The organism is Paraglaciecola polaris LMG 21857 (assembly GCF_000315055.1).
Lineage (GTDB): Bacteria > Pseudomonadota > Gammaproteobacteria > Enterobacterales > Alteromonadaceae > Paraglaciecola > Paraglaciecola polaris.
In genome coordinates this window covers 243,837-264,130 of the sequence record NZ_BAER01000017.1, presented here as the reverse complement: position 1 = coordinate 264,130, position 20,294 = coordinate 243,837, and the positions used below count along the sequence as shown (strand labels likewise).

Here is a 20,294-nt window from a genome sequence, read left to right as displayed (position 1 = left end):
CTAGCGTATTTTATTTTACCTTGATACCCATATTGAACAAAGTGAAACCGAAAATATCGGCATATTGATCAATGGTTTTACTGATAGGGGTGCCTGCGCCATGGCCTGCATTGGTTTCAATGCGGATCAGCATAGGGTTAGGGCCAGTATTTTTGGCCTGTAACTCAGCAGCAAACTTAAACGAGTGAGCGGGTACCACGCGGTCGTCATGATCACCTGTGGTGATAAGCGTGGCCGGGTAGTTAACCCCTTCACGCACGTTTTGTACCGGTGAATATGTCATCAGGTAATCGAACATTTTTTTGCTATCTTGCGCTGTGCCATAGTCATAAGCCCAGCCCGCACCGGCGGTAAAGGTGTGATAACGCAACATGTCCAACACGCCTACCGCAGGTAACGCGACTTTGAACAAATCTGGGCGCTGGAGCATAGTTGCGCCGACGAGTAGACCACCGTTAGAGCCACCACGAATAGCAAGGTAGTCTGGGCTAGTGTAATTTTTTGCAATTAAGTATTCAGCTGCTGCGATAAAGTCATCAAAAACGTTTTGCTTTTGCAACTTAGTGCCTGCGTCATGCCATGCTTTGCCGTATTCGCCACCACCGCGTAAATTTGGCACTGCGTATACCCCGCCTTGCTCTAACCAAGCTGCATTAGTACTGCTAAATGCAGGCTGTAAGCTGATATTAAAACCGCCATATCCGTAAAGCATGGTGGGATTGCTGCCATCAAGTTTAAGGCCTTTTTTATGGGTAATGATCATAGGCACTTTGGTGCCGTCTTTTGAGGTATAAAAGACTTGTTTTGACTCATAGGCGTCGCTGTCGAACTTAGCTTTTGATTCCAAGTACACAGATGATTTACCGCTTTGCACATCTAGACTAAAGATGGTGCTGGGGGTTTTGTAGTTAGTAAAGCTGTAATACAAGGTTTGCTGATCTTTTTTACCATCAAAACCGCTGGCTGTGCCGACGCCGGGTAAGCTGACTTCACGGATCAGTTTGCCATTTTTATCTAACTGCTTAACGTTGGAAATCGCATCGACCATGTAGCTGGCAAAAATAACGCCTCCGCCGGTTGATACATCTAACACGTTGTCAGTTTGTGCAATAAAGTCTTGCCAATTTTTAGGCTGGGGGTGACGCGCATCAACAGATATGACACGTTTATTAGGCGCATCTAGGTTTGTGACCAATAGTAATTTACTGCCTTCGTTATCCAGCAGGTGCGTATCAGAATCTGTGTTATCTAGTATGGTGACAAGTGGGCTATCAGGCTTGCTTAAGTCTTGCAAATAAAGCTTGTTGCCTGACGTCGACACGGCTGCGCTGATAAGTAAATACTGATTGTCTTCGGTGACCTCACCAGACACATAACGGTTCTTTTGTTCGTCAGTGCCGCCAAATACTAGCGTGTCTTCAGTTTGCTTGTGATCTAAACGATGGAAATACAGCTTGTGTTGATCTGTTTTCGCAGACAATTCGCTGCCTTGTGGCTTGTCATAGCTGGAATAATAAAAACCCTGGTTACCAAGCCATGAAATGCCGCTGAATTTGATGTCTTTTAATGTTTCACTGACGGTTTGTTTCGTTTCAACATTGATGGTGATGGCTTTACGCCAATCACTGCCGCCTTCTGAAATCATATAGGTGACTAGGCTGCCATCTTTCGAAAAGTCTAAGCCTGCTAACGAGGTGGTGCCGTCATCGCTGAACGTATTAGGGTCGAGAAATACCTGGGCTTCCTCATCGCCTATTTGGCGGTACAGTACAGCTTGGTTTTGTAGACCGTCATTTTTAAAGAAGTAGGTATACTTGCCTTCTTTGAATGGCGCACTGACTTTTTCATAATCAAGTAATACTTTAAGACGTTCTTTGAGCTTATCCCGAGACGGAACTTGAGCCAAATAGGCTTGCGTAACGGCGTTTTCTGCTTTTACCCACTGGCCGGTTTCGCTGCTCATATCGTCCTCTAACCATCGGTAAGGATCCGCCACTTGGGTACCAAAATAATTGTCCTTAACGTCGCCTTTGAAGGTTTGTGGATAGGAGATATTCATACGTTGTAATTGAGTACTCGCGGTAGCGGCTTCACTTATCGGTGATAGCGGATTAGAAGAATTACTGGCATTGGTACAGCCCATTAATATGGCACTGATGCCAACGGCTATTAACGTTATTTTCATTTTTTACCCTGATAATTGTCGTTTTTCGTTATTGTGGATACGTCTTTGGCGCGTATTAGCGCTAGATAATACCCTATTCATTAGACCGATGAAAAACCCCATACTGTGAGAAATGATGTATTAGTTTTGTTTATGAGTATCTAATTGGGTTGTGAATAGTCAAATAAAACAATCATTTATGTAAAAAAATGCTGACAATCATTAACAATTGGTTTACATTGCGTTGGCTTGGCGAGCGTAATGAGCCAAGTAGCGGCGGAATAGTCGAGGTAATAAAAGCACAACAAGAAGGCGAATTTGCCTCGACGCCTTTTCAAACGCCATTCTGCTTAAGATATAAATATATTCTGGTTCCCATTTTACCAGATGGGAACTGCATCACTACATCTGGAAGCCTACATTATGTCATCAGCTCAGCCTGACTCTTTCGATTTTATTATTGTTGGGGCTGGCTCCGCTGGTTGTGTATTAGCGGCACGCTTATCGGAAAATAGCCAATTTCGCGTATGTCTTATTGAAGCGGGTGGTCAAGACAGCAATCCGCTTATTCATATTCCTTTTGGCTTATCACTGCTTTCCCGTTTTAAAAATATCAATTGGAATTACACTACGGCTGCTCAGCCCCAATTAAATAATCGTCAATTGTACTGGCCTAGAGGAAAAACCTTAGGCGGCTCAAGTGCAGTCAATGCCATGTGCTACGTGCGCGGCGTGCCCGAAGACTATGATAATTGGGCCCAGCAAGGTGCACAAGGTTGGGACTGGGATGCGGTATTACCCTATTTTAAAAAATCACAAGATCAGCAACGTGGCAGTGATGCACATCATGGTGTTGATGGACCGCTATGTGTTGATGATTTACGTTATGTTAACCCCATGTCACAGACCTTTGTGGATGCAGCTACGGATGTGGGATTGCCCATAAGTGAAGATTTTAATGGTACTCAGCACGAAGGGCTTGGTTTATACCAAGTGACGCAAAAGGACGGTCAACGCTGCTCTACCGCCAAGGGCTATCTGGTTTTGGCACAACGCCGGGCAAATTTCACTTTGATCACAGACGCCTTAGTGGAAAAAGTTATCATTGAAGAAGAGCGCGCCACAGGCGTAGCACTGAAGATAAATGGCCAATCACAGATTATTCATGGGTCCAAAGAAGTGTTGGTATGTACCGGTACGGTGAATTCGCCTCAATTACTCATGTTGTCAGGTATTGGCCCCAAACAGCATTTGACTGAGAATGATATTCGCCTCGCCATTGATTTGCCGGGCGTAGGGCAGAATCTGCAAGATCACCTAGATGCCATCATACAATATCACTGTGTTACCAAGCAGAGCTACGCCATTTCTTTGGGTAAATTACCACGTTATATTCAAGCCGCCTTTCGTTATTGGCGTAAGCGCAATGATATTTTTTCTTCTAATATTGCCGAGGCGGGGGGCTTTGTAAAAAGCCAGTTTGCAGCAGCATTGCCTGATATTCAGTATCACTTTTTACCGGCTACTCTGCTCGACCATGGACGACAAACTGCTTTCGGATATGGTTTTGGCGTTCATGTGTGTTATTTGTATCCTAAAAGTCGCGGTACAATAACTCTGGGCTCAGCAGACCCCGCGCAACCTGCGGTGATTGATCCCCAGTACTTAACTCATCCTGATGATCAAAAAGTGATGATTGACGGCATTCGTCAAGGCCGGGCAATTTTACAGTCCCAAGGTTTTAAGCAGTACCAAGGGACCGAGCAGCTACCAGGAGGGGATAAACAATCAGACGAGCAATTGTTGGCTTTCTTGCGAGAAAATGCGCAAACCATTTATCACCCCATAGGCACGTGTAAAATGGGCAGTGAGACAGATGAAATGGCGGTGGTAGATAGTGAGCTTAAGGTTATAGGCATTTCAGGTTTACGGGTGGTTGATGCTTCCGTTATGCCAAGTTTGGTTGGTGGCAATACTAATGCGCCGACGATTATGATTGCCGAGCGAGCGGCAGATTTTATTAAGCAGCAATATAACTAGAGCAGCGTTAAAATATTCAGTGAGCAAATTTACGGTCTAGGGCGGCCCGCTTAATACGTAATTTTTGCTCGATTAGAGGCACTAAAGCAGCATGCTTTTTCTGAACAAGGTGGTACAAGAAAATACTGCGTAATTTCAGCACTTGCATGTCATCTGGAATAATTTCTCTTTCATCAAACATATAAGTGGCATAGCTGACCTGCTTCGTTCTAAGCATGTTCACCGTGTCTTTGATGACTTCTTTTTTCAAAAGTGTTGCGTGAATATCCACATCCTGTAAATACATCAATGCTCGCTCATTAGTGAGTATGGTATTTTGGCTATTGATGAGTGCAGCTTGATCACAACTTACCTCGGGACGGCAAAGTAACACCAGCATGGCACGAATAAGCTCAGGCTTTAGCAGAATAACATTGTCGAATTTCGTTGCCACCCGGCCCAATCTAAATGCATCTGCGTCGACTTGCTCCTCGCTTAAAAACGCTAATCCCCGTAATGCAGGCGCTGGAAGGGTATGAACGTTAAATCCAAGCTTGGTGTAAATTTCCTTAATCACCTCTAGGTAAGGCTCTGCACCTGGGTAATCCACATAAGTAATTAAAAATTGCGGTTTAAATGTGTCAGGTACAACAGGCGTTATGGCTTTTGACCCGACCGGTTGTTGCGCGTTCGTCCCTATGCTTGTGACAAGGATAAAGATTAGGGCGCCGAACAAAGGGCTTATGAATAGTCGCGGTGTTTTCATCTAGGTAAATGTTGACTGGTTTACTTGCTCATTAGTGTTGCAAAATAACACATTGCACTTAGATTGAAGCAAGCAATCCCTAACTAAATAACCGAATTTGCGGGTAAAGTACGATTTTACATAATTAGTTTTACATTCGGTGACTTTTAGCGGTATTACTACGTCTATTAAATTCATTCACTCATAGAAGAAAAAATGATGAAAATCGCCATTTTATCTCGCAACAAAAAGCTTTATTCCACCCGTCGTTTAGAAGAGGCGGCAATCGCCCGTGGCCATGAAGTTGACATCATAGATACGCTTCATTGTTACATGGACATATCAAGCAACAAGCCGTCTGTTCGTTTCCACGGTGAACCGTTACCACAATATGATGCGATTATTCCGCGCATCGGTGCATCGGTTACGTTTTACGGTACGGCTGTGGTGCGTCAATTTGAAATGATGGGAAGCTTTAGTGTCAACGAATCGGTTGCCATCAGTCGTTCACGAGATAAGTTGCGTTCTATGCAGTTGTTGTCACGCAAAGGTATTGGTTTACCTCGTACTGGCTTTGCTCACAGTCCTGATAACATTAAGGATTTGATCAGCAATGTGGGCGGCGCCCCAGTTGTGATCAAGCTACTTGAAGGCACCCAGGGTATTGGTGTGGTGTTAGCAGATACCAACAAAGCCGCAGAAGGTATAATCGAAGCGTTTATGGGCATAAAAGCCAACATATTAGTTCAAGAATACATCAAAGAAGCGGGCGGCGCGGATATTCGCTGTTTCGTGGTTGGTGGTAAAGTTGTTGCAGCAATGAAGCGCCAAGGAGCACCTGGTGAGTTCCGTTCAAACCTACATCGTGGCGGCAGCGCCACATTAGTTAAGCTTACTTCGGTAGAGCGCGCAACGGCTGTTGCAGCAGCAGGGGCGATGGGACTGAATGTGTGCGGCGTAGATTTATTGCGCTCGAGTCATGGCCCTGTGGTAATGGAAGTTAACTCATCACCCGGTTTAGAAGGCATAGAGGCGGCGACCTCAAAAGATGTGGCGAACATGATTATCGAGTTTATCGAGAATAAAAAATCTAAGCCTCACAGCACCAAAACACGAGGCAATGGTTAGTTATGGTAACGGGGACACCGTTGGAAATAGGTAAGCACATAATTAAACCTGGCACGCGGGTCAAGCTGCAACTCTCTGCAGCCCGCTTGTATACAGATACCGATATGTCTATCCCCGTTGAGGTGATCCGCGCCAAAAAAGACGGTCCTACCGTGTTTATCAGTGCAGCGATTCACGGCGATGAGCTTAACGGCATTGAAATTGTGCGCAGACTGCTTGATTCGCCTTCGTTTAAATTGATCAGTGGCACGGTTATCGCCGTGCCCATAGTCAATGTTTACGGTATGTTGATGCAAAGTCGTTATATGCCTGACAGACGTGATTTAAATCGCAGTTTCCCAGGCTCAACAAATGGCTCGTTAACGTCTCGCTTAGCGCACATGTTCTTAACGGAAATCGTGTCTAAGTGCGATTACGGCATTGATTTGCACACAGGGGCCATTCATCGCAGTAACTTACCGCAAATTCGGGCTAATTTGAAAGATCCGGAAACAGCTAAACTGGCCCACGCATTTGGGGTACCGGTTCTGCTTAATTCGGATCTGCGTGATGGCTCATTGCGCCAAGCTGCAGATGAGTCTGGTACTAAGGTGCTACTTTATGAAGCCGGTGAAGCGCTGCGCTTTGATGAACTTTCAATTCGAGCAGGCATAAAAGGGATTTTCAATGTGTTGGTGTCTTTGGGTATGGTCTCTAAACGTCGGCGTACTGAGCCAAAAATAGAGCCGTTAGTTGCCTATAAAAGTTCATGGTTACGCGCCCCTGAAAGCGGCATAGTACGTGATCGAAAAAGCTTGGGAGATTATGTTAAACGCGGTGATTTGCTAGCCGATGTTTGTAGTCCTACGGGTGCTTACAGTAAACCTCTATTAGCAAATCGTTCAGGTATCATTATTGGTAAGCAGAACATTCCTTTGGTTCAAGAAGGTGATGCCATGTTCCATATTGCTTTATTTGATGATCCTAAAGATGTGGTAGACAACATGGGTCAGTTGCACGAAAACTTGATGCCAGAAATCGATCCGCAATCAATGTTGGTTTAAGCCTGAGCCACTTTACGTTATAAAAAATACGTCACTTAGGTGACGTTTTTTATGCCCGTCAATAGCGAGTTAATACAGATGGGGACGTTATCATGGCTTGAAACGTCAACTTTAGATAACTTTACATTTCATTGACAGTATTTGTATCTGATAAGTGCTTTAATTCTCCCATTATTCAAACGTTTAAATACATCTAGCAGATATCACACTATGAAGAATACCTCGTTAATAAAGGGACTGGTTATCGTCGCTGCAATTGCAGTGACATTCTGGTGGTTGACCCAGCCTAAGCAAGCGGGTGAGCGCATTGTGTACCACACGCAACCGTTGTCGATGGGTAAAATTGAGAGCACGGTTAACTCATCAGGCTCGATATCACCTGTGGTAACCGTTGAGGTTGGCTCGGAGCTGTCCGGGCTGGTATCCCAATTGAATGTGGATTTTAATGATGAGGTCACAAGCGGGCAGGTAATTGCACGTATCGATGATCGCACTGTGTTATCGAAATTGCGTCAAAGCGAAGCCGATTTAGCCTCGTCAAACGCCAGCTTGGTGCAGTTAAAAGCGGCGTTGCAAAAAGCCAAAACCGAAGAGAAACTTGCCCAGCGCGAATACAAACGTACACGGGAATTGCGTGATAAAAACCTAGTCAGTGCGTCTGAATTAGATATCAGTGAAACTTCCTATGAGCTGGCCAAGGTAGCCATCGATACCGCCGATGCGGCTATTTTGGTAGGCGAAGCTAAAATACAGCAATCTCAATCTATGTTAGAGCAAGCTAAGTTAGACCTAGACCGTACCTACATTCGTTCTCCGGTAGATGGTGTGGTGATAGATCGTCAAGTTGATAAGGGCCAAACGGTTTCGGCAAGTCTATCTGCTCCCACATTATTTTCGATAGCCCAAGATTTGGCTTCTATGCAGATAGAGGCTGATGTGGACGAGGCAGATATTGGACGCATTGCAAAAGAGCAAAACGTAAACTTTACCGTTGATGCTTTCCCTGAAAGGCAATTTCGCGGCATCGTTACCCAAGTTCGAAAATCCGCTACTGTGACCAATAACGTGGTGACCTACAAGGTGATCATAGGCGTTAAGAATGAGCGTTTGTTATTGCTACCTGGCATGACTGCGAATGTAGATATTGTGTTGGGTCAGCGTGATAATGTATTGCGCGTACCTAATTCCGCGCTGCGTTTCTCACCCGACAGCAACACTGACTCTGCCGCCAATAGTGGTACAGGAGCTGATGAGCGCTTAGCTGAATTAACCGAACAACTTACGTTGAATGAGTTACAACAAGAGCAAGTAGCAGATGTGATGCAAAAAATGCGCGAGTCAATGCGCGCGGCTCGTGAAGCTGGGCCGGGTGGCCCAGGTGGCCGGCCATCATCTGGTAACGATGCAATGAAAAAAGTACGTAGCCAGATGAATATTGCACTGCAAAGTATATTAACCCCTGAGCAAATGGGTAAATATAAGACCCTAGGCCAATCCCGCACCGGTCAGCGCAAAGCCTCCGCTGGGGACCAAGATTATCAGCGTGGCACGGTTTGGGTGTTGCGTGATGGTCAGCCGGTAAAAGTAGAGGTCAGAATTGGTATTGCGGATCTTGAATACAGTGAAATGCAAGCAAAGCAATTGCGCGACGGTGACAAAGTCATAGTGCGTGCTCAGAAGGTGACGGACTAATGTCACAGCCTTTACTGCGTGTTCGTCAGGCGAAAAAAGTCTACGCCATGGGAAATGAATTGGTATGGGCTCTCAAAGGAGTGGACTTAGACATTTACCAAGGCGAGTTTGTGGCCATTATGGGCTCATCTGGTTCCGGTAAATCCACCATGATGAACCTATTAGGTTGCCTAGATATCGCCAGTGAAGGCAGCATAGCATTTGCAGGTCAAGAGCTATCAAGTTTAAGTAAGAATGAATTGGCCAGCGTGCGTAATCAACGCATTGGATTCGTTTTTCAGCAATTTAATTTGTTGCCGCGCACCAGCGCGCTGAATAACGTCACGTTACCCTTGTTGTACAGCAAAATTCCCGAGTCTGATTGGCTCTCTCGTGCCAAGCAATGCCTAGAAAGCGTAGGGTTAGCGTCGCGTATGGACCATCACCCAAGTCAATTATCCGGGGGGCAACAGCAGCGCGTTGCCATTGCTAGGGCGTTAATTAATGATCCTTTGATGATTTTAGCCGATGAGCCCACAGGTGCACTGGACACCCAAACGGGGTTAGAAGTGATGGCGCTTTTTCAACAGCTTAATCAACAAGGCAAAACCATCGTTCTGGTTACCCATGAGCCGGAAATTGCGCAATTTGCTAAGCGCAAACTGACGTTTCGTGATGGAGAGCTTATTAGCGACGTGCGCAATGAATACGTAAAACAGGCAGCAAAGGAAAGTGCAGCATGAAAATAGTGATTCTACTTAAAACGGCGATCACCGCTTTACGAGTCAATGTATTACGTAGTTGCTTAACCATGTTGGGTATCATTATTGGTGTGGCAGCGGTGATTATCATGGTGGCCATGGGCGCAGGCGCGCAACAGAAGGTTGACGAGCAAATCAAATCACTGGGCGGCAATGTGTTTTTTGTTACTGGGGCTTTTCGCCAAAGTGGTGGCGCACGTTCGGCTTCTGTGGTGAAAATAAATGAAGACGATGCTAATTTAATTGAAAAACAAGTGCCGGGAGTTGAGGCTGCCGCACCTTATTTGTCGGCATCAGGGCAAGTGATTTATGGCAACTTAAATTGGTCTACTGAAATCGACGGCATAGATAATCGTTATTTTGTAGTACGGGACTGGGAGATCGCCAGTGGCAGAGAGTTTACTGCCGCAGAAGTCAGTAGAGGCAGTAAGGTGGTGATTATTGGTGAGCGAGTGCGCAGTGAGTTGTTTGGCGCAAGCGACCCTATTGGGCAAACCCTACGAGTTACAAACTTTAATGCTACTGTGATTGGGGTGTTGAATGAAAAGGGTCAAGATGCCAGAGGTGAAGACCAAGACGACGTGATCTTTTTACCTATTAAAACCGTGCGTAACAAAATTACTGGGGTAACGGCAACCAATCCGAAATCCGTGCGCTTTATTCAAGTCAGCGCCTATGACGGTGAAGATATGGGTTACATAGAAGAGGAAATGACTCGTTTATTGCGTCAACGTATGCGCATTCCGGTTGGCGGGGATGATTTATTTCGTATTCGCAACGTGTCAGAAATGATTGCCACCCGAGCCGAAACCATCCAAGTATTCAACACATTATTGGCCTGGGTTGCCTCGGTAAGTTTAGTAGTGGGCGGCATAGGTATTATGAACATTATGTTGGTCTCGGTGACCGAACGCACCCGTGAGATTGGCCTACGCATGGCGGTGGGAGCAAAACCCTCTGATATTTTGTATCAGTTTTTGATTGAGTCCATCGTGTTGTGTGGCTTAGGCGGCTTTATTGGAGTCATGATTGCTTACGGATTTGTTTTTATCGGCAACCAATACGGCATTGGGGCAGGGGGGATCATTGAAACCCAAGTCGTATTATTGAGTTTAGGGTTCTCTGGCCTGATTGGGGTTTTCTTTGGTTATTACCCCGCACTCAAAGCGTCGCGCTTAGCCCCAATCGATGCCCTTAGGTACGAATAAAGTGTGCCTAAGTCAAAGGATTGAAACCCGTCAAGTATATTCCTCGTTTGCACTGTTTCGGCCTGGAGCGCAGGGCGGCGTCGCGACTCACCAGTAAATGCAGCAGACACACAACAGTAGTGCTGCTGATTAGGGTGTTCGTTTTATCTAATCAGCCGTATCCGGTCATTTTTCGCGCTTGTCTCGGCCTATTAGGCTAACTCGCTAGTGGCTAGCACTCGCCTGTGACGTGTGGTGTTAAGGGGACATACCCGCTCCCTATTCTTTGGCGAATGAATGAGGTCCAACAGTTATTATGCTCACTGGGAATAAATCTTTCGATTACTCTGTCTATATTAATATGAGCAGATTATTGGGGATAGATAGTTATGTGTAGTTCACCTAAAAGCAGTGGTTCAAGGCGTCCGCGCAGTGCACCGAGTAAAAGCTTCGCTGAAGGTTTTACTGCAGAGCAAAGAGCGCGCTTCACCGATGTGGCAAACCGTGCTGAGCAGCGCCGTGAAAAACGTTTAGCCACCGATAAACGCTGGAAACAAGCCCAAGATAATAGTGCAAATAAAGCGCCAATCGTTAAGGCAAAGCAACAGGTAAAAGCAGGCTTGTTTAGCCGGTTGGCGCGAATGCTTTCAGGCCAATAAACAAACATTGCCATTGGACTGAGGCGCCTCTCAAGGTCCCCCTTTTAATCTCATTTCCTCGGCATGCCATCAGAACAGTTAGCCACTTACACACCCGCGTTTGACCGCCGATTAATGAGTAATCGCCAGCACTCATTTGCCCTTTTTTATGTCATCAACCTTTACCTGTTGGTCTTCACTCCTTTGTGCCAACGCGTTAGGTTTTGGGTCGCTAACGTGATTTCAAAGTGCGTAAAAGTGTAAAGATATTCTTTACACTTTTACGCAGGTAATTAGTGTTGATTTACGCTAGGATGCCGCGCAGAAATAGTCAACTAAGTGCTTCGTTTGTATCTACATTATTAACGGGTAACACGTCCAAGTGCTGGGTCAGTTTTTTACTTATTTATGGCTATTAAATCTGCCAGAATACCCATAATCAAAGGAGTCTTAAATGAAAAATATACCTGCTTTACTGATCGCCACGCTGACACTAACCCTTTCAACCCACGCATCTGCTGTTAGTTCACTGGATAAACTGAAGGGCTTAGTGGATAGCACTAGTTCTACTGAATCGGTGGCAGTTGCGTCATCAACATCTGAATCATTCGATGTATCAAGCTTAGTGAGCATGGTTTCGGATAATTTAGGCGTAAGCGAAACTCAGTCACAAGGCGGTTTAGCATCAATTTTCGATTATGCAAAAAGTAATCTGTCTGGGACTGATTACACGCAGCTTGCTGGTAGCTTGCCGGGTTTGGATTCTTTGTTAGCCTATGCGCCCGACATTGCTACCGACTCGTCATCAAAGAGTTCTGGCATGTCTGGATTATTAAGCAAAGCATCGGAATACAGCAGTTCATTAAGCGCTATTAATGAGCTAAAACAGCAGTTTGAAGCGCTCGGTTTAGATACAGACATGATAAGTAGTTTTGTTTCTCAAATTAGTACGTATATTAGTGATGATGAAGACACCCAAGCATTGCTACAGTCCGGACTTGGCAAACTGACGGCTATTCTTTAAGACATTCCCAGTGGGCCTGTTAACTCGTTAGCAGGCCCACACTTTCATGACTACTTTGGCGTCTAATTAAATAGAACAGACTATGTACTTCAAAAATCTGGCTGACACATTCAATAAACAAAAAAAATGGTTGCGCATTTCCAGCTATATCATGGCTGGATCTTTAATTTATGCGTTAATGTTGGGTGTGCTCACCCCATTAGTATTGCATTCACAACTACCAAGTGTATTGAGTGACAAGCTTGGGCGCACGGTCACAATTGAAAAAATAAGCATAAACCCGTTTTTACTGCGTATGCGGGTATCTAATTTCTTAATAGAAGAAGGGCAGATTAGTGAGCCGTTTGCGCATTTTGACCTGTTAGAGGTAGATGCTGGATTCTGGCAAACACTGATGCATTTCACCCTCAGTATTGAGCATATATATATCGATGCCCCTTATGCGCATTTAGCCAGAACGTCAGGCGGTGAAACAAACCAATTTAACGTGACTGATATCATTAATACCCTTAGTCAGACATCATCAGAACAGACAGTAGCTGACAACGTCGAGCAGGCGCAGATCCCTCATATTCGATTAGGCAAATTTCGTCTTAAGGATGGTCATGTTCTTCTATCTGATGGGGTCACTGGGACTGATATTGACTACCCAGAGTTAGCATTCGAGTTGACTGAACTGGATACGTTAGCCGCCATTTATATTGAACCGGCGGATCACAGCTCCCAAGGAGCGCAAAATAACTACCACTTTAAACTGGTAACTAGCGAAGGTGGTACGCTGGGTGTCGAAGGCCAATTTCAGTTGGCACCACTTGAAGTCAAAGGTCACCTTGAGCTCGTCGGTGTTGCGCTGTCGCCGTTATGGCCATTATCGGACGACGTGGTTGAAGGTAAAATCACAAGCGGATTACTGAATTTCCAACTTGATTATCTTTTGTCTGAAGAATCGGAGCGCATTCGTTTTCAAGCAGATAACGGCCACTTAACTTTATCTGAGCTAGCTATCGCAGATAGCAATAAACCCAGAATAACCATTGCAGGCCTAAACATTCGTGGCCTCAAACTCGATACCAATACCCAGCAAGTAGACATCAGTGAGATGAGCATTGATGAACCTTGGCTCGATGCCAACTTTGACCAGAATGGTGTCGATCTCATTACTATGTTGACGCCAAAAATCACATCGAAAACATCCGCAACTACATCGCCACCAGAACTTAGTAACACAGCACCTAAAGTGACAGATACCACTCCGTCGTGGCGTATTGTTCTGCAATCATTTGCCCTTAACAATGGTGGTATCGATTTGAACGAAAGCGCCATATCACAGGGAGTAAAGTGGCGAGTGTTTTCAATCAATGGGACAACAGGCGTTGTCGACACGCGCTTCGAAACCCCTATTAATTATACGCTAGCATTAGGCCTTGCGGGCGACGAAACGCAACGTCCTGTGAGTGCGGCTGGGTCGATACTCAGTGAAGGTGCGGTTAACGTCCACAGGCAACAAGTATCGGGCACAGTAGACTTTACACAATTCGCCTTAAAACAGCTGCAGCCCTATGTTAGATCATACGCAAACCTTATCTTGCAAGAGGGCGAAGCAGCCCTTTCAGGTGGATTTGAAGCCGGTGCGCCAAGCTCGCTTGTCTTCGATGGGCAGGCAAGTATTCATGGTTTGATGGTAAATGATGGCCTGAAACAAGAGCCTTTAGTTAAGTGGCAGAACCTACAGATAACAGGCATACAGTTTAACTCGAATGAGAACGCACTGGCAGTGCAAAAAGTCGAATTAGAGAAGCCTTATGCGAAGCTTGTTATTGATGAAAATAAGCAAACTAATATCGACAGTATTTTGCTCAAACCAGCGGCCGACAGTGCTGTTGCTGCAAATGATCCGTCGTCTGGCAAAAATATCCAGCCAGCTCAGTCAACCCCTGAGCCTATGGCTATCCGAATTGAAGAGGTGAGCGTCGTAGATGGCAGTGCGTATTTTGCCGACAACTCGTTGCGACCGCGTTTTGCCTCAGGCATAGAAGCATTAAACGGCAGCATTACGGCACTATCTTCTCGCGCCGATAGTGCAGCAAATGTCGATTTAAACGGTAAAATAGACGGCTATGCGCCTGTGGCGCTGCAAGGTTCGTTAAATCCACTTATTGACGATATGTTCCTGGATCTTAACTTTTCGGTTAGTGGTGCAGAGCTCACCTCTGTTAACCCTTATTCAGGCACCTATATGGGGCATTTTATAGACAAAGGTTTGCTTTCATTAGATGTTAAATACACCTTGGAAAACAATCAATTGACGGGTGATAATCACGTTATTATTGATCAACTTACACTGGGCAAAAAAACAGACTCAGACCAAGCCTTAAGCTTGCCTTTAGGATTAGCTATCGCGCTATTACAAGATTCAAATGGGGTGATTGACCTCGGTTTGCAAGTATCAGGGGATTTGGATAATCCCAGTTTTGGTTTTGCTTCAATCGTACTGCAAACACTTAAGAATTTAATTATCAAAGCGGTTAGCGCTCCCTTTTCGTTGCTGGCGAATTTGGTAGGAAGCGATGATGAACTCAATGAAATAACCTTTGCTGCAGGTTCGTTTCAGTTAAGCGACGACATGTCGCAGAAATTAGCAACATTAGCTGGTGCCTTAGCACAGCGCCCAGGCCTACGGGTTAATATTGAAGGAACCGTAAACGAGGTAGCGGATGCCTATGAACTTGCTGAGCAAAAACTACAAAGTCAATTACGGGAACTGACGGGACAAGATTCACTCCCTGAGAAATTATCGGCCAGTACGGTCCCTTTAGCCGGGCCAATAAGCGAAGCGTTAGGCCTGCTGTTTACTAACACGACTAATAAAACGGTTGATGAAGAGCGGCAGTTAGTCAAAGCCAAACTTCAGCATGGGGATGTTGAGACGATCATTGCTCCCGATCACCTTCATCAAGCACTGCTTATCGCCATGTACAACCAAACCCGAAATGCTATTAAGATATCTCCTAGCGCGTTGGCAAAACTTGCTGATAACCGAGCTAAAGTCGTTAAAACCTATTTGGCCAATGTGCAAGACGTTGAGGTTAATCGCTTGTTTTTACTCAACAGCCGCCATCACTTACAAACGGATAGTAGCGGCGTTGCGTTAACACTTGAAGCAAATTAACGTGGAATTTGTATTGATTGCAACAGCCTAATTGGCTCTACCTTGGGCATATTTAAGCGTAAAATACATAGGGGGATCGATACGCCTGATATGCGCACAGTGAAAGTGGATAAGGTGTGTCAGTTTTTTTTGCACTCATCGTCTTTATTTCAACCAAAAGATAGCTAAATTATTGATTTTATTGGTGAGGATCGAATTATGCATAGAGCCTCTTTAGCATGGAAACCGTCTATTCGCTGTTGGGGGATTCTTGGCTGAAGCGTGTCCTTAACCGGATACTGACAATAATACATTCTATATGGCGTCGTTGAGTTTACGATCGTCCAAAGGTGATTTAATGAAAACACTAACCCTTCCGGTGTCTAGCGTAACCAATCTTTTTTGCAAGAAAGTCAAACAGACATTTTCTGTAACCTTGGCGTTCCTGCTGCTTGTCAGCGCGACAGCCTCAGCTTCACCCATCAGCAACCTATACATATTTGGTGATTCACTCTCAGACCCTGGGGCACTCAGCTATATTTCCCCGACAAATTGCCCTCCTGCACCTTATTTCGATTGCCGATTTTCTAATGGCCCAGTGTGGGTTGAGTTGTTGGCTGATGATTTAGGGTTGTCAGCAACGTCTGCTTTCGCAGGCGGCACGAACTATGCCATTGGTGGGCAAAGAAGCGATCAGGTTCTCGATGGACAAATACCTCTCTTCATGAACAATACCGGAGGTATGGCTGACGCCGATGGACTTTACGTGATTTGGGCTGGAGGTAACGATTTTCTGCAGAACAATCCCCTTGGCACATACAGTCCAATGAACGCGGTGAATAACATCATTGATAGTATTTTAAACCTATCAGCCTTAGGGGCCGTGGACTTTTTAATTCCTAACCTTCCTCTTGCCGATCCTTGGGCATTGGCTTTTAACTCGGCCTTGGCAAGTGGTTTAAACGGACTGGGCAACGGACTCAATATTACCCAACTTGACATGTTCAGTACGTTTCTCGACATAACGCTTAACCCAAGTGATTACGCACTCAGTAATGTATCGCAGCCGTGTATTAGTGGCGGCGTCGTCTGTACTAATCCTGATGATTACTTATTGTGGGACGCCGTTCACCCAACAGCAGTCGGCCATGAAATTATAGCCGCGACAGCACTTGCAGCTCTAAATGTATCAGAGCCCGCTGTTCTCGCCATATTTGCTATTGGATTAGCTGGATTGGTGCGAGTCAGACGTAAGACCCTAGCCTGAAGGCGTATGACTTAGCGTTTAGCCCTCCACGGAGGGCTTTTTATGGTCTGTTATTTTCTTTATTCATCAAGCTATATGGTTGAGCTGGGCTTTAAACCAAGCAATAGAATGAAGAATAATGACATGGTCAGTGCCATACACAGACGGGTGAGTGGTCTTTATTTTGAGATTTTTGTTATCGCTTATTAATGGCTGTGACGTCGCTCGCTTGACTGCACCATGTATAATGTATACGCAGTTTTCCAGTGGTATATCTTCAGGATAGTCTGCAACCTTAAATCCTAGCTTTTGGTAGGCATTTAATGCCCAAGTATTGTACGTAAAGACAAACAAAGAGCAGGTATCTACCGCGAATTCAGCTTTACCTAATTCGCAGAGCCGGCATATTAATTCTGTGATAAGGCCTTGCCTGCGAAATGCTGGATTAACGACTAAACGGCCTAAGTGGCATTTCCCCTCGCGCAAGTAATATTGAGCAAATGCTAATACTGTATTTGCTCCGGCTATCAATGAGTAAGAGTGAAGGGGGCAATTTAAGATCATATTTAAACGACGCGAAATCAAACGGGTATCTAAAATTAGGCCCAGACCAGATAGTCACTTGGGCCTCATCTTTGAACCACGTCATGAGCTGGTCGATATGGGCATAGGTCGGATAAACTAATTCCATACTTCCCCCGGAGGATTATGTTGCGCAATAAAACGCAGTTTAAACACGGTTTTAGTTTATTGTGCAGGATAAGGTTAACTATAGTTATCCATAACGTTATTGACCTTAAAGCCAAAAGGGTAAGGCTTTTGTCATTTGATAAACCCTATGCACCTTATTAAATCAAATATAAGGCACAGGTTTTTGCTATTTACAAAATAGGAGAGCGATCACCAATCTGTGATTGGTATTGCACGTCACCCACACGCCCACGCCATTCCGTTTTTGCTTGTTGGATTAAATCTGGTTGTTCAAACAAACGAATGGCGCTCAATGCTAACGTTTTACTGGCCAAATGCATGCCTTTATAACCAATACTCATACCGCCAGCAGCCACAGCTTGCCAACTGTGAGGAGCTGTACCGGGCACCCAAGTTGCTGTAACAAAACCTGCGGTAGGCACGTTCCAACTAATATCACCTACATCGGTTGACGCCGTGGAGTGATAAATATCGTCAGTGTAGGGCATAATGTTTTGTTCATTACCGATTTGCTTTACCGCTCTCTTACTGAGTGTTGTGCGCAAGACATCTGCAAACGCTTGCTCTTGGGGCGAATATTTAATACCACCAAATGTGTCCATTGCGTCGTGGGCGACTTTCGCTAAGGTGGCGTTGGGTAGGGTGCTCCATACGCCTGACATTATCTCCCAGTCTACTTGGGTTTCTGTACCCATAGCGGCGGCCTGTGCCGTTTTTTCTAGTCTCGACCATAATGCCGGTAGATCGGCCGCTGAAGGAGTACGTAGATAATAATAGACCTCGGCAAATTCAGGCACTATGTTTGGCGCATCGCCTCCATGGGTAATAATATAATGAATACGTGTATCAGCCGGTACGTGTTCGCGCATCATATTTACCATGTAATTCATTGCTTCAACCGCATCTAACGCTGACCGACCTTGCTCTGGGGCTGCGGCTGCATGAGAAGCAATGCCATGAAAACGAAATTTAGCGGTTTTATTGGCTAGGGTTGACATGGGTTGGGTGGTGTTTTGTCCACCAGGGTGCCAATGTAATACCGTGTCTACGTCACTAAAGAGTCCTTCGCGAACCATGTATACCTTGCCTGAACCGCCTTCTTCTGCAGGCGTCCCATAGAGTCGAATTTGACCTTGTATGTTGTTTTGTTGTAACCAGTTTTTGACGGTTAATGCCGCTGCTAACGAGCCCGCGCCAAACAAATGATGACCACAAGCGTGCCCTGCTTCTTTGCCATCAATGGATTGTTTATAAGGCTGTGCTTGTTGCGATAAACCGGGTAGGGCATCCATTTCTGCCAGTATGGCGATGACGGGGCCGTCCTTTGAGCCGTAACTAGCGACAAATGCAGTGGGCATGTCTGCAACGCCCACGTCAACCTTGAAGCCTTGCTCTGCCAGTATCACCTGCATAGCATGGCTGCTTTTCTTTTCATGAAAACGTGTTTCTGCCCAGTCCCACAAGTTTTGCGCCAGTTCATTACTCAAGGCTTGATGGCGTGTTACGTCTTGTGCAACATAACTCCCACTGGTCTGCTTCGCAGCGATAGCGACCCCTGAATGCAGGAAAAGCGTCGCCAGTAACGCCAACAAAGTGTATGAAAGTGTTGTTTTCATTGCTGCTATGCGGTTATTTTTGCGTAACATAAAATGCCGCGGGTTCTACCTTTAATAGATTATCCACTAGCGCCTTCGCGGCTTGTTTGGCCACATAAGGAATAAGCTGGCGATTGGTGTTATCGCCGACTTCATAGGTCACGCCGTGTACTTTGTAATGATCTGCAATGTATTGCTTGAAAATACCTCTGTCTGGCGATGAGGCGGACTTATTAACGGTTTTGAACACCCATTTTGTTTCAGCTTCTAGATCAGCTAACCAATCTGTCATCAGGGGAGTTGGCGCTAAATCATGCTCCTGCGGCATGGTGTAAAATACATCATGAAAAGTAGAATGAAAATCAATGGCAAATACAATCTTGCCGCCGTTTTCCACTATGCTGGCCATTTTGTCTCTTACTAAACGCGTTTCCACTTGAGCGAAGTTTTTCCAGTCACGATTTAAATCCACGCCATTGGCGTTGTGTCGCCAGTTGCCCGTTTCGACACCGTCAGGGTTGACATCAGGCACTAACAATAAATTGAAACGGTTAAAAAATCGGTCGCCTAGTGTGTCATCTAGCAGTAACGATTCACTAAAAGCGAAAAGTGCCATGGCTCCGGTTACTTCCGGTGGATGTTGGCGGCCTATGATCACTAACCATTCTTTATTTTGTGCCGATTGTTTAACCAGCGCTTTAATCGGCCGGCCTTTTTCTGACTGACCCAATGTTTCCACAGATATTCCAGGACGTTGGGCTTGTAACGCATTTAACCAAGTATCGTATTCTTGATTATCGATAATTTCCTGGGCGGATATCCACACGGGTTTAGTGTTGGTATTAACACTGAGCCACATTGCTTGGCCTTTGGTATCGAAGGCAATGTTTTGCCAATGTATCCCGTCCGTGCTGAGCTTGGGTAAATAACGCGGGTTGTTACCGTTGAATGTTAATTTGATTTGTACCTTGGCTGCATCTTCAGAGTGCAGCTTAAAACTAAACCAAGGACTGGGGTTTACCGGCTCGTTTTCCGGCAATATACCGATATGGTATTGATGTTTGGCTAGTTTTTCACAGCTATCCAACCGTGCGCCACTGAAATCACTGTCGAAGGTGACATCGTCAAATTTACAGGCTTGTGCATGGCTAAGGGGCGAAACGGTTAATAAAAATAGTATGGGAATAAAATATCGAAGCATAGGTTAGGCGATC

General features: G+C 45.3%; 15 protein-coding genes. 10 read left to right on the top strand and 5 right to left on the bottom strand.

What is annotated here, in order from left to right:
* Positions 1-10: 10 nt before the first annotated feature.
* Complete coding sequence (locus GPLA_RS03140; RefSeq protein ID WP_007103368.1) at positions 11-2,185, bottom strand: prolyl oligopeptidase family serine peptidase; 2,175 nt, start codon at positions 2,183-2,185, stop codon at positions 11-13.
* Between the two features lie 402 nt (positions 2,186-2,587).
* Here GPLA_RS03140 and GPLA_RS03135 point away from each other — a divergent pair, with 402 nt between their 5' ends.
* Complete coding sequence (locus GPLA_RS03135) at positions 2,588-4,204, top strand: GMC family oxidoreductase (protein WP_007103366.1); 1,617 nt, start codon at positions 2,588-2,590, stop codon at positions 4,202-4,204.
* Between the two features lie 16 nt (positions 4,205-4,220).
* On the opposite strand, the gene GPLA_RS03130 is transcribed toward GPLA_RS03135, so the two are convergent.
* Complete coding sequence (locus GPLA_RS03130; protein ID WP_007103365.1) at positions 4,221-4,949, bottom strand: hypothetical protein; 729 nt, start codon at positions 4,947-4,949, stop codon at positions 4,221-4,223.
* A 198-nt stretch (positions 4,950-5,147) separates the two neighbouring features.
* Between GPLA_RS03130 and rimK the strand changes: the two genes are divergently transcribed.
* The 9 genes from rimK to GPLA_RS03085 all read left to right on the top strand — a co-directional run bounded on the left by rimK (position 5,148) and on the right by GPLA_RS03085 (position 16,795).
* A complete protein-coding gene (rimK, locus tag GPLA_RS03125; RefSeq protein WP_007103364.1) occupies positions 5,148-6,056 on the top strand; it encodes a 30S ribosomal protein S6--L-glutamate ligase in 909 nt (302 codons plus the stop codon).
* Between the two features lie 2 nt (positions 6,057-6,058).
* Entirely contained in the window at positions 6,059-7,099 is a 1,041-nt protein-coding gene (locus GPLA_RS03120) for a succinylglutamate desuccinylase/aspartoacylase family protein (RefSeq protein WP_007103363.1), read from the top strand.
* A gap of 210 nt (positions 7,100-7,309) precedes the next feature.
* A complete protein-coding gene (locus GPLA_RS03115) occupies positions 7,310-8,791 on the top strand; it encodes an efflux RND transporter periplasmic adaptor subunit (RefSeq protein WP_007103362.1) in 1,482 nt (493 codons plus the stop codon).
* Positions 8,791-9,513: an ABC transporter ATP-binding protein gene (locus GPLA_RS03110; RefSeq protein ID WP_007103361.1), complete on the top strand. Its 723-nt coding sequence runs from the start codon at positions 8,791-8,793 to the stop codon at positions 9,511-9,513. Before GPLA_RS03115 ends, GPLA_RS03110 begins: the two co-directional genes overlap by 1 nt.
* A complete protein-coding gene (locus GPLA_RS03105) occupies positions 9,510-10,739 on the top strand; it encodes an ABC transporter permease (protein ID WP_007103360.1) in 1,230 nt (409 codons plus the stop codon). The genes GPLA_RS03110 and GPLA_RS03105 overlap by 4 nt, the downstream gene beginning before the upstream one ends.
* Before the next feature lie 368 nt (positions 10,740-11,107).
* Entirely contained in the window at positions 11,108-11,377 is a 270-nt protein-coding gene (locus GPLA_RS03100) for a hypothetical protein (RefSeq protein ID WP_007103359.1), read from the top strand.
* Between the two features lie 433 nt (positions 11,378-11,810).
* A complete protein-coding gene (locus tag GPLA_RS03095) occupies positions 11,811-12,380 on the top strand; it encodes a DUF2780 domain-containing protein (RefSeq protein WP_007103357.1) in 570 nt (189 codons plus the stop codon).
* An 82-nt stretch (positions 12,381-12,462) separates the two neighbouring features.
* Positions 12,463-15,549 carry a DUF748 domain-containing protein gene (locus tag GPLA_RS03090; protein WP_007103356.1) on the top strand — a complete coding sequence of 1,029 codons (3,087 nt, stop codon included), beginning with the start codon at positions 12,463-12,465 and terminating at the stop codon, positions 15,547-15,549.
* A gap of 337 nt (positions 15,550-15,886) precedes the next feature.
* The gene (locus GPLA_RS03085; RefSeq protein ID WP_007103354.1) at positions 15,887-16,795 is read left to right on the top strand and encodes an SGNH/GDSL hydrolase family protein; all 909 of its coding nucleotides are present in this window, start codon (positions 15,887-15,889) and stop codon (positions 16,793-16,795) included.
* Positions 16,796-16,861: 66 nt separating this feature from the next.
* On the opposite strand, the gene GPLA_RS22875 is transcribed toward GPLA_RS03085, so the two are convergent.
* The 3 genes from GPLA_RS22875 to GPLA_RS03070 form a co-directional block, all read right to left on the bottom strand.
* The gene (locus tag GPLA_RS22875; protein WP_226993046.1) at positions 16,862-17,338 is read right to left on the bottom strand and encodes a GNAT family N-acetyltransferase; all 477 of its coding nucleotides are present in this window, start codon (positions 17,336-17,338) and stop codon (positions 16,862-16,864) included.
* Between the two features lie 317 nt (positions 17,339-17,655).
* Positions 17,656-19,101: an amidohydrolase gene (locus GPLA_RS03075; RefSeq protein WP_226993045.1), complete on the bottom strand. Its 1,446-nt coding sequence runs from the start codon at positions 19,099-19,101 to the stop codon at positions 17,656-17,658.
* 13 nt (positions 19,102-19,114) lie between these two features.
* Positions 19,115-20,281 carry a M14 family metallopeptidase gene (locus GPLA_RS03070; protein WP_007103350.1) on the bottom strand — a complete coding sequence of 389 codons (1,167 nt, stop codon included), beginning with the start codon at positions 20,279-20,281 and terminating at the stop codon, positions 19,115-19,117.
* Positions 20,282-20,294 lie beyond the last annotated feature (13 nt).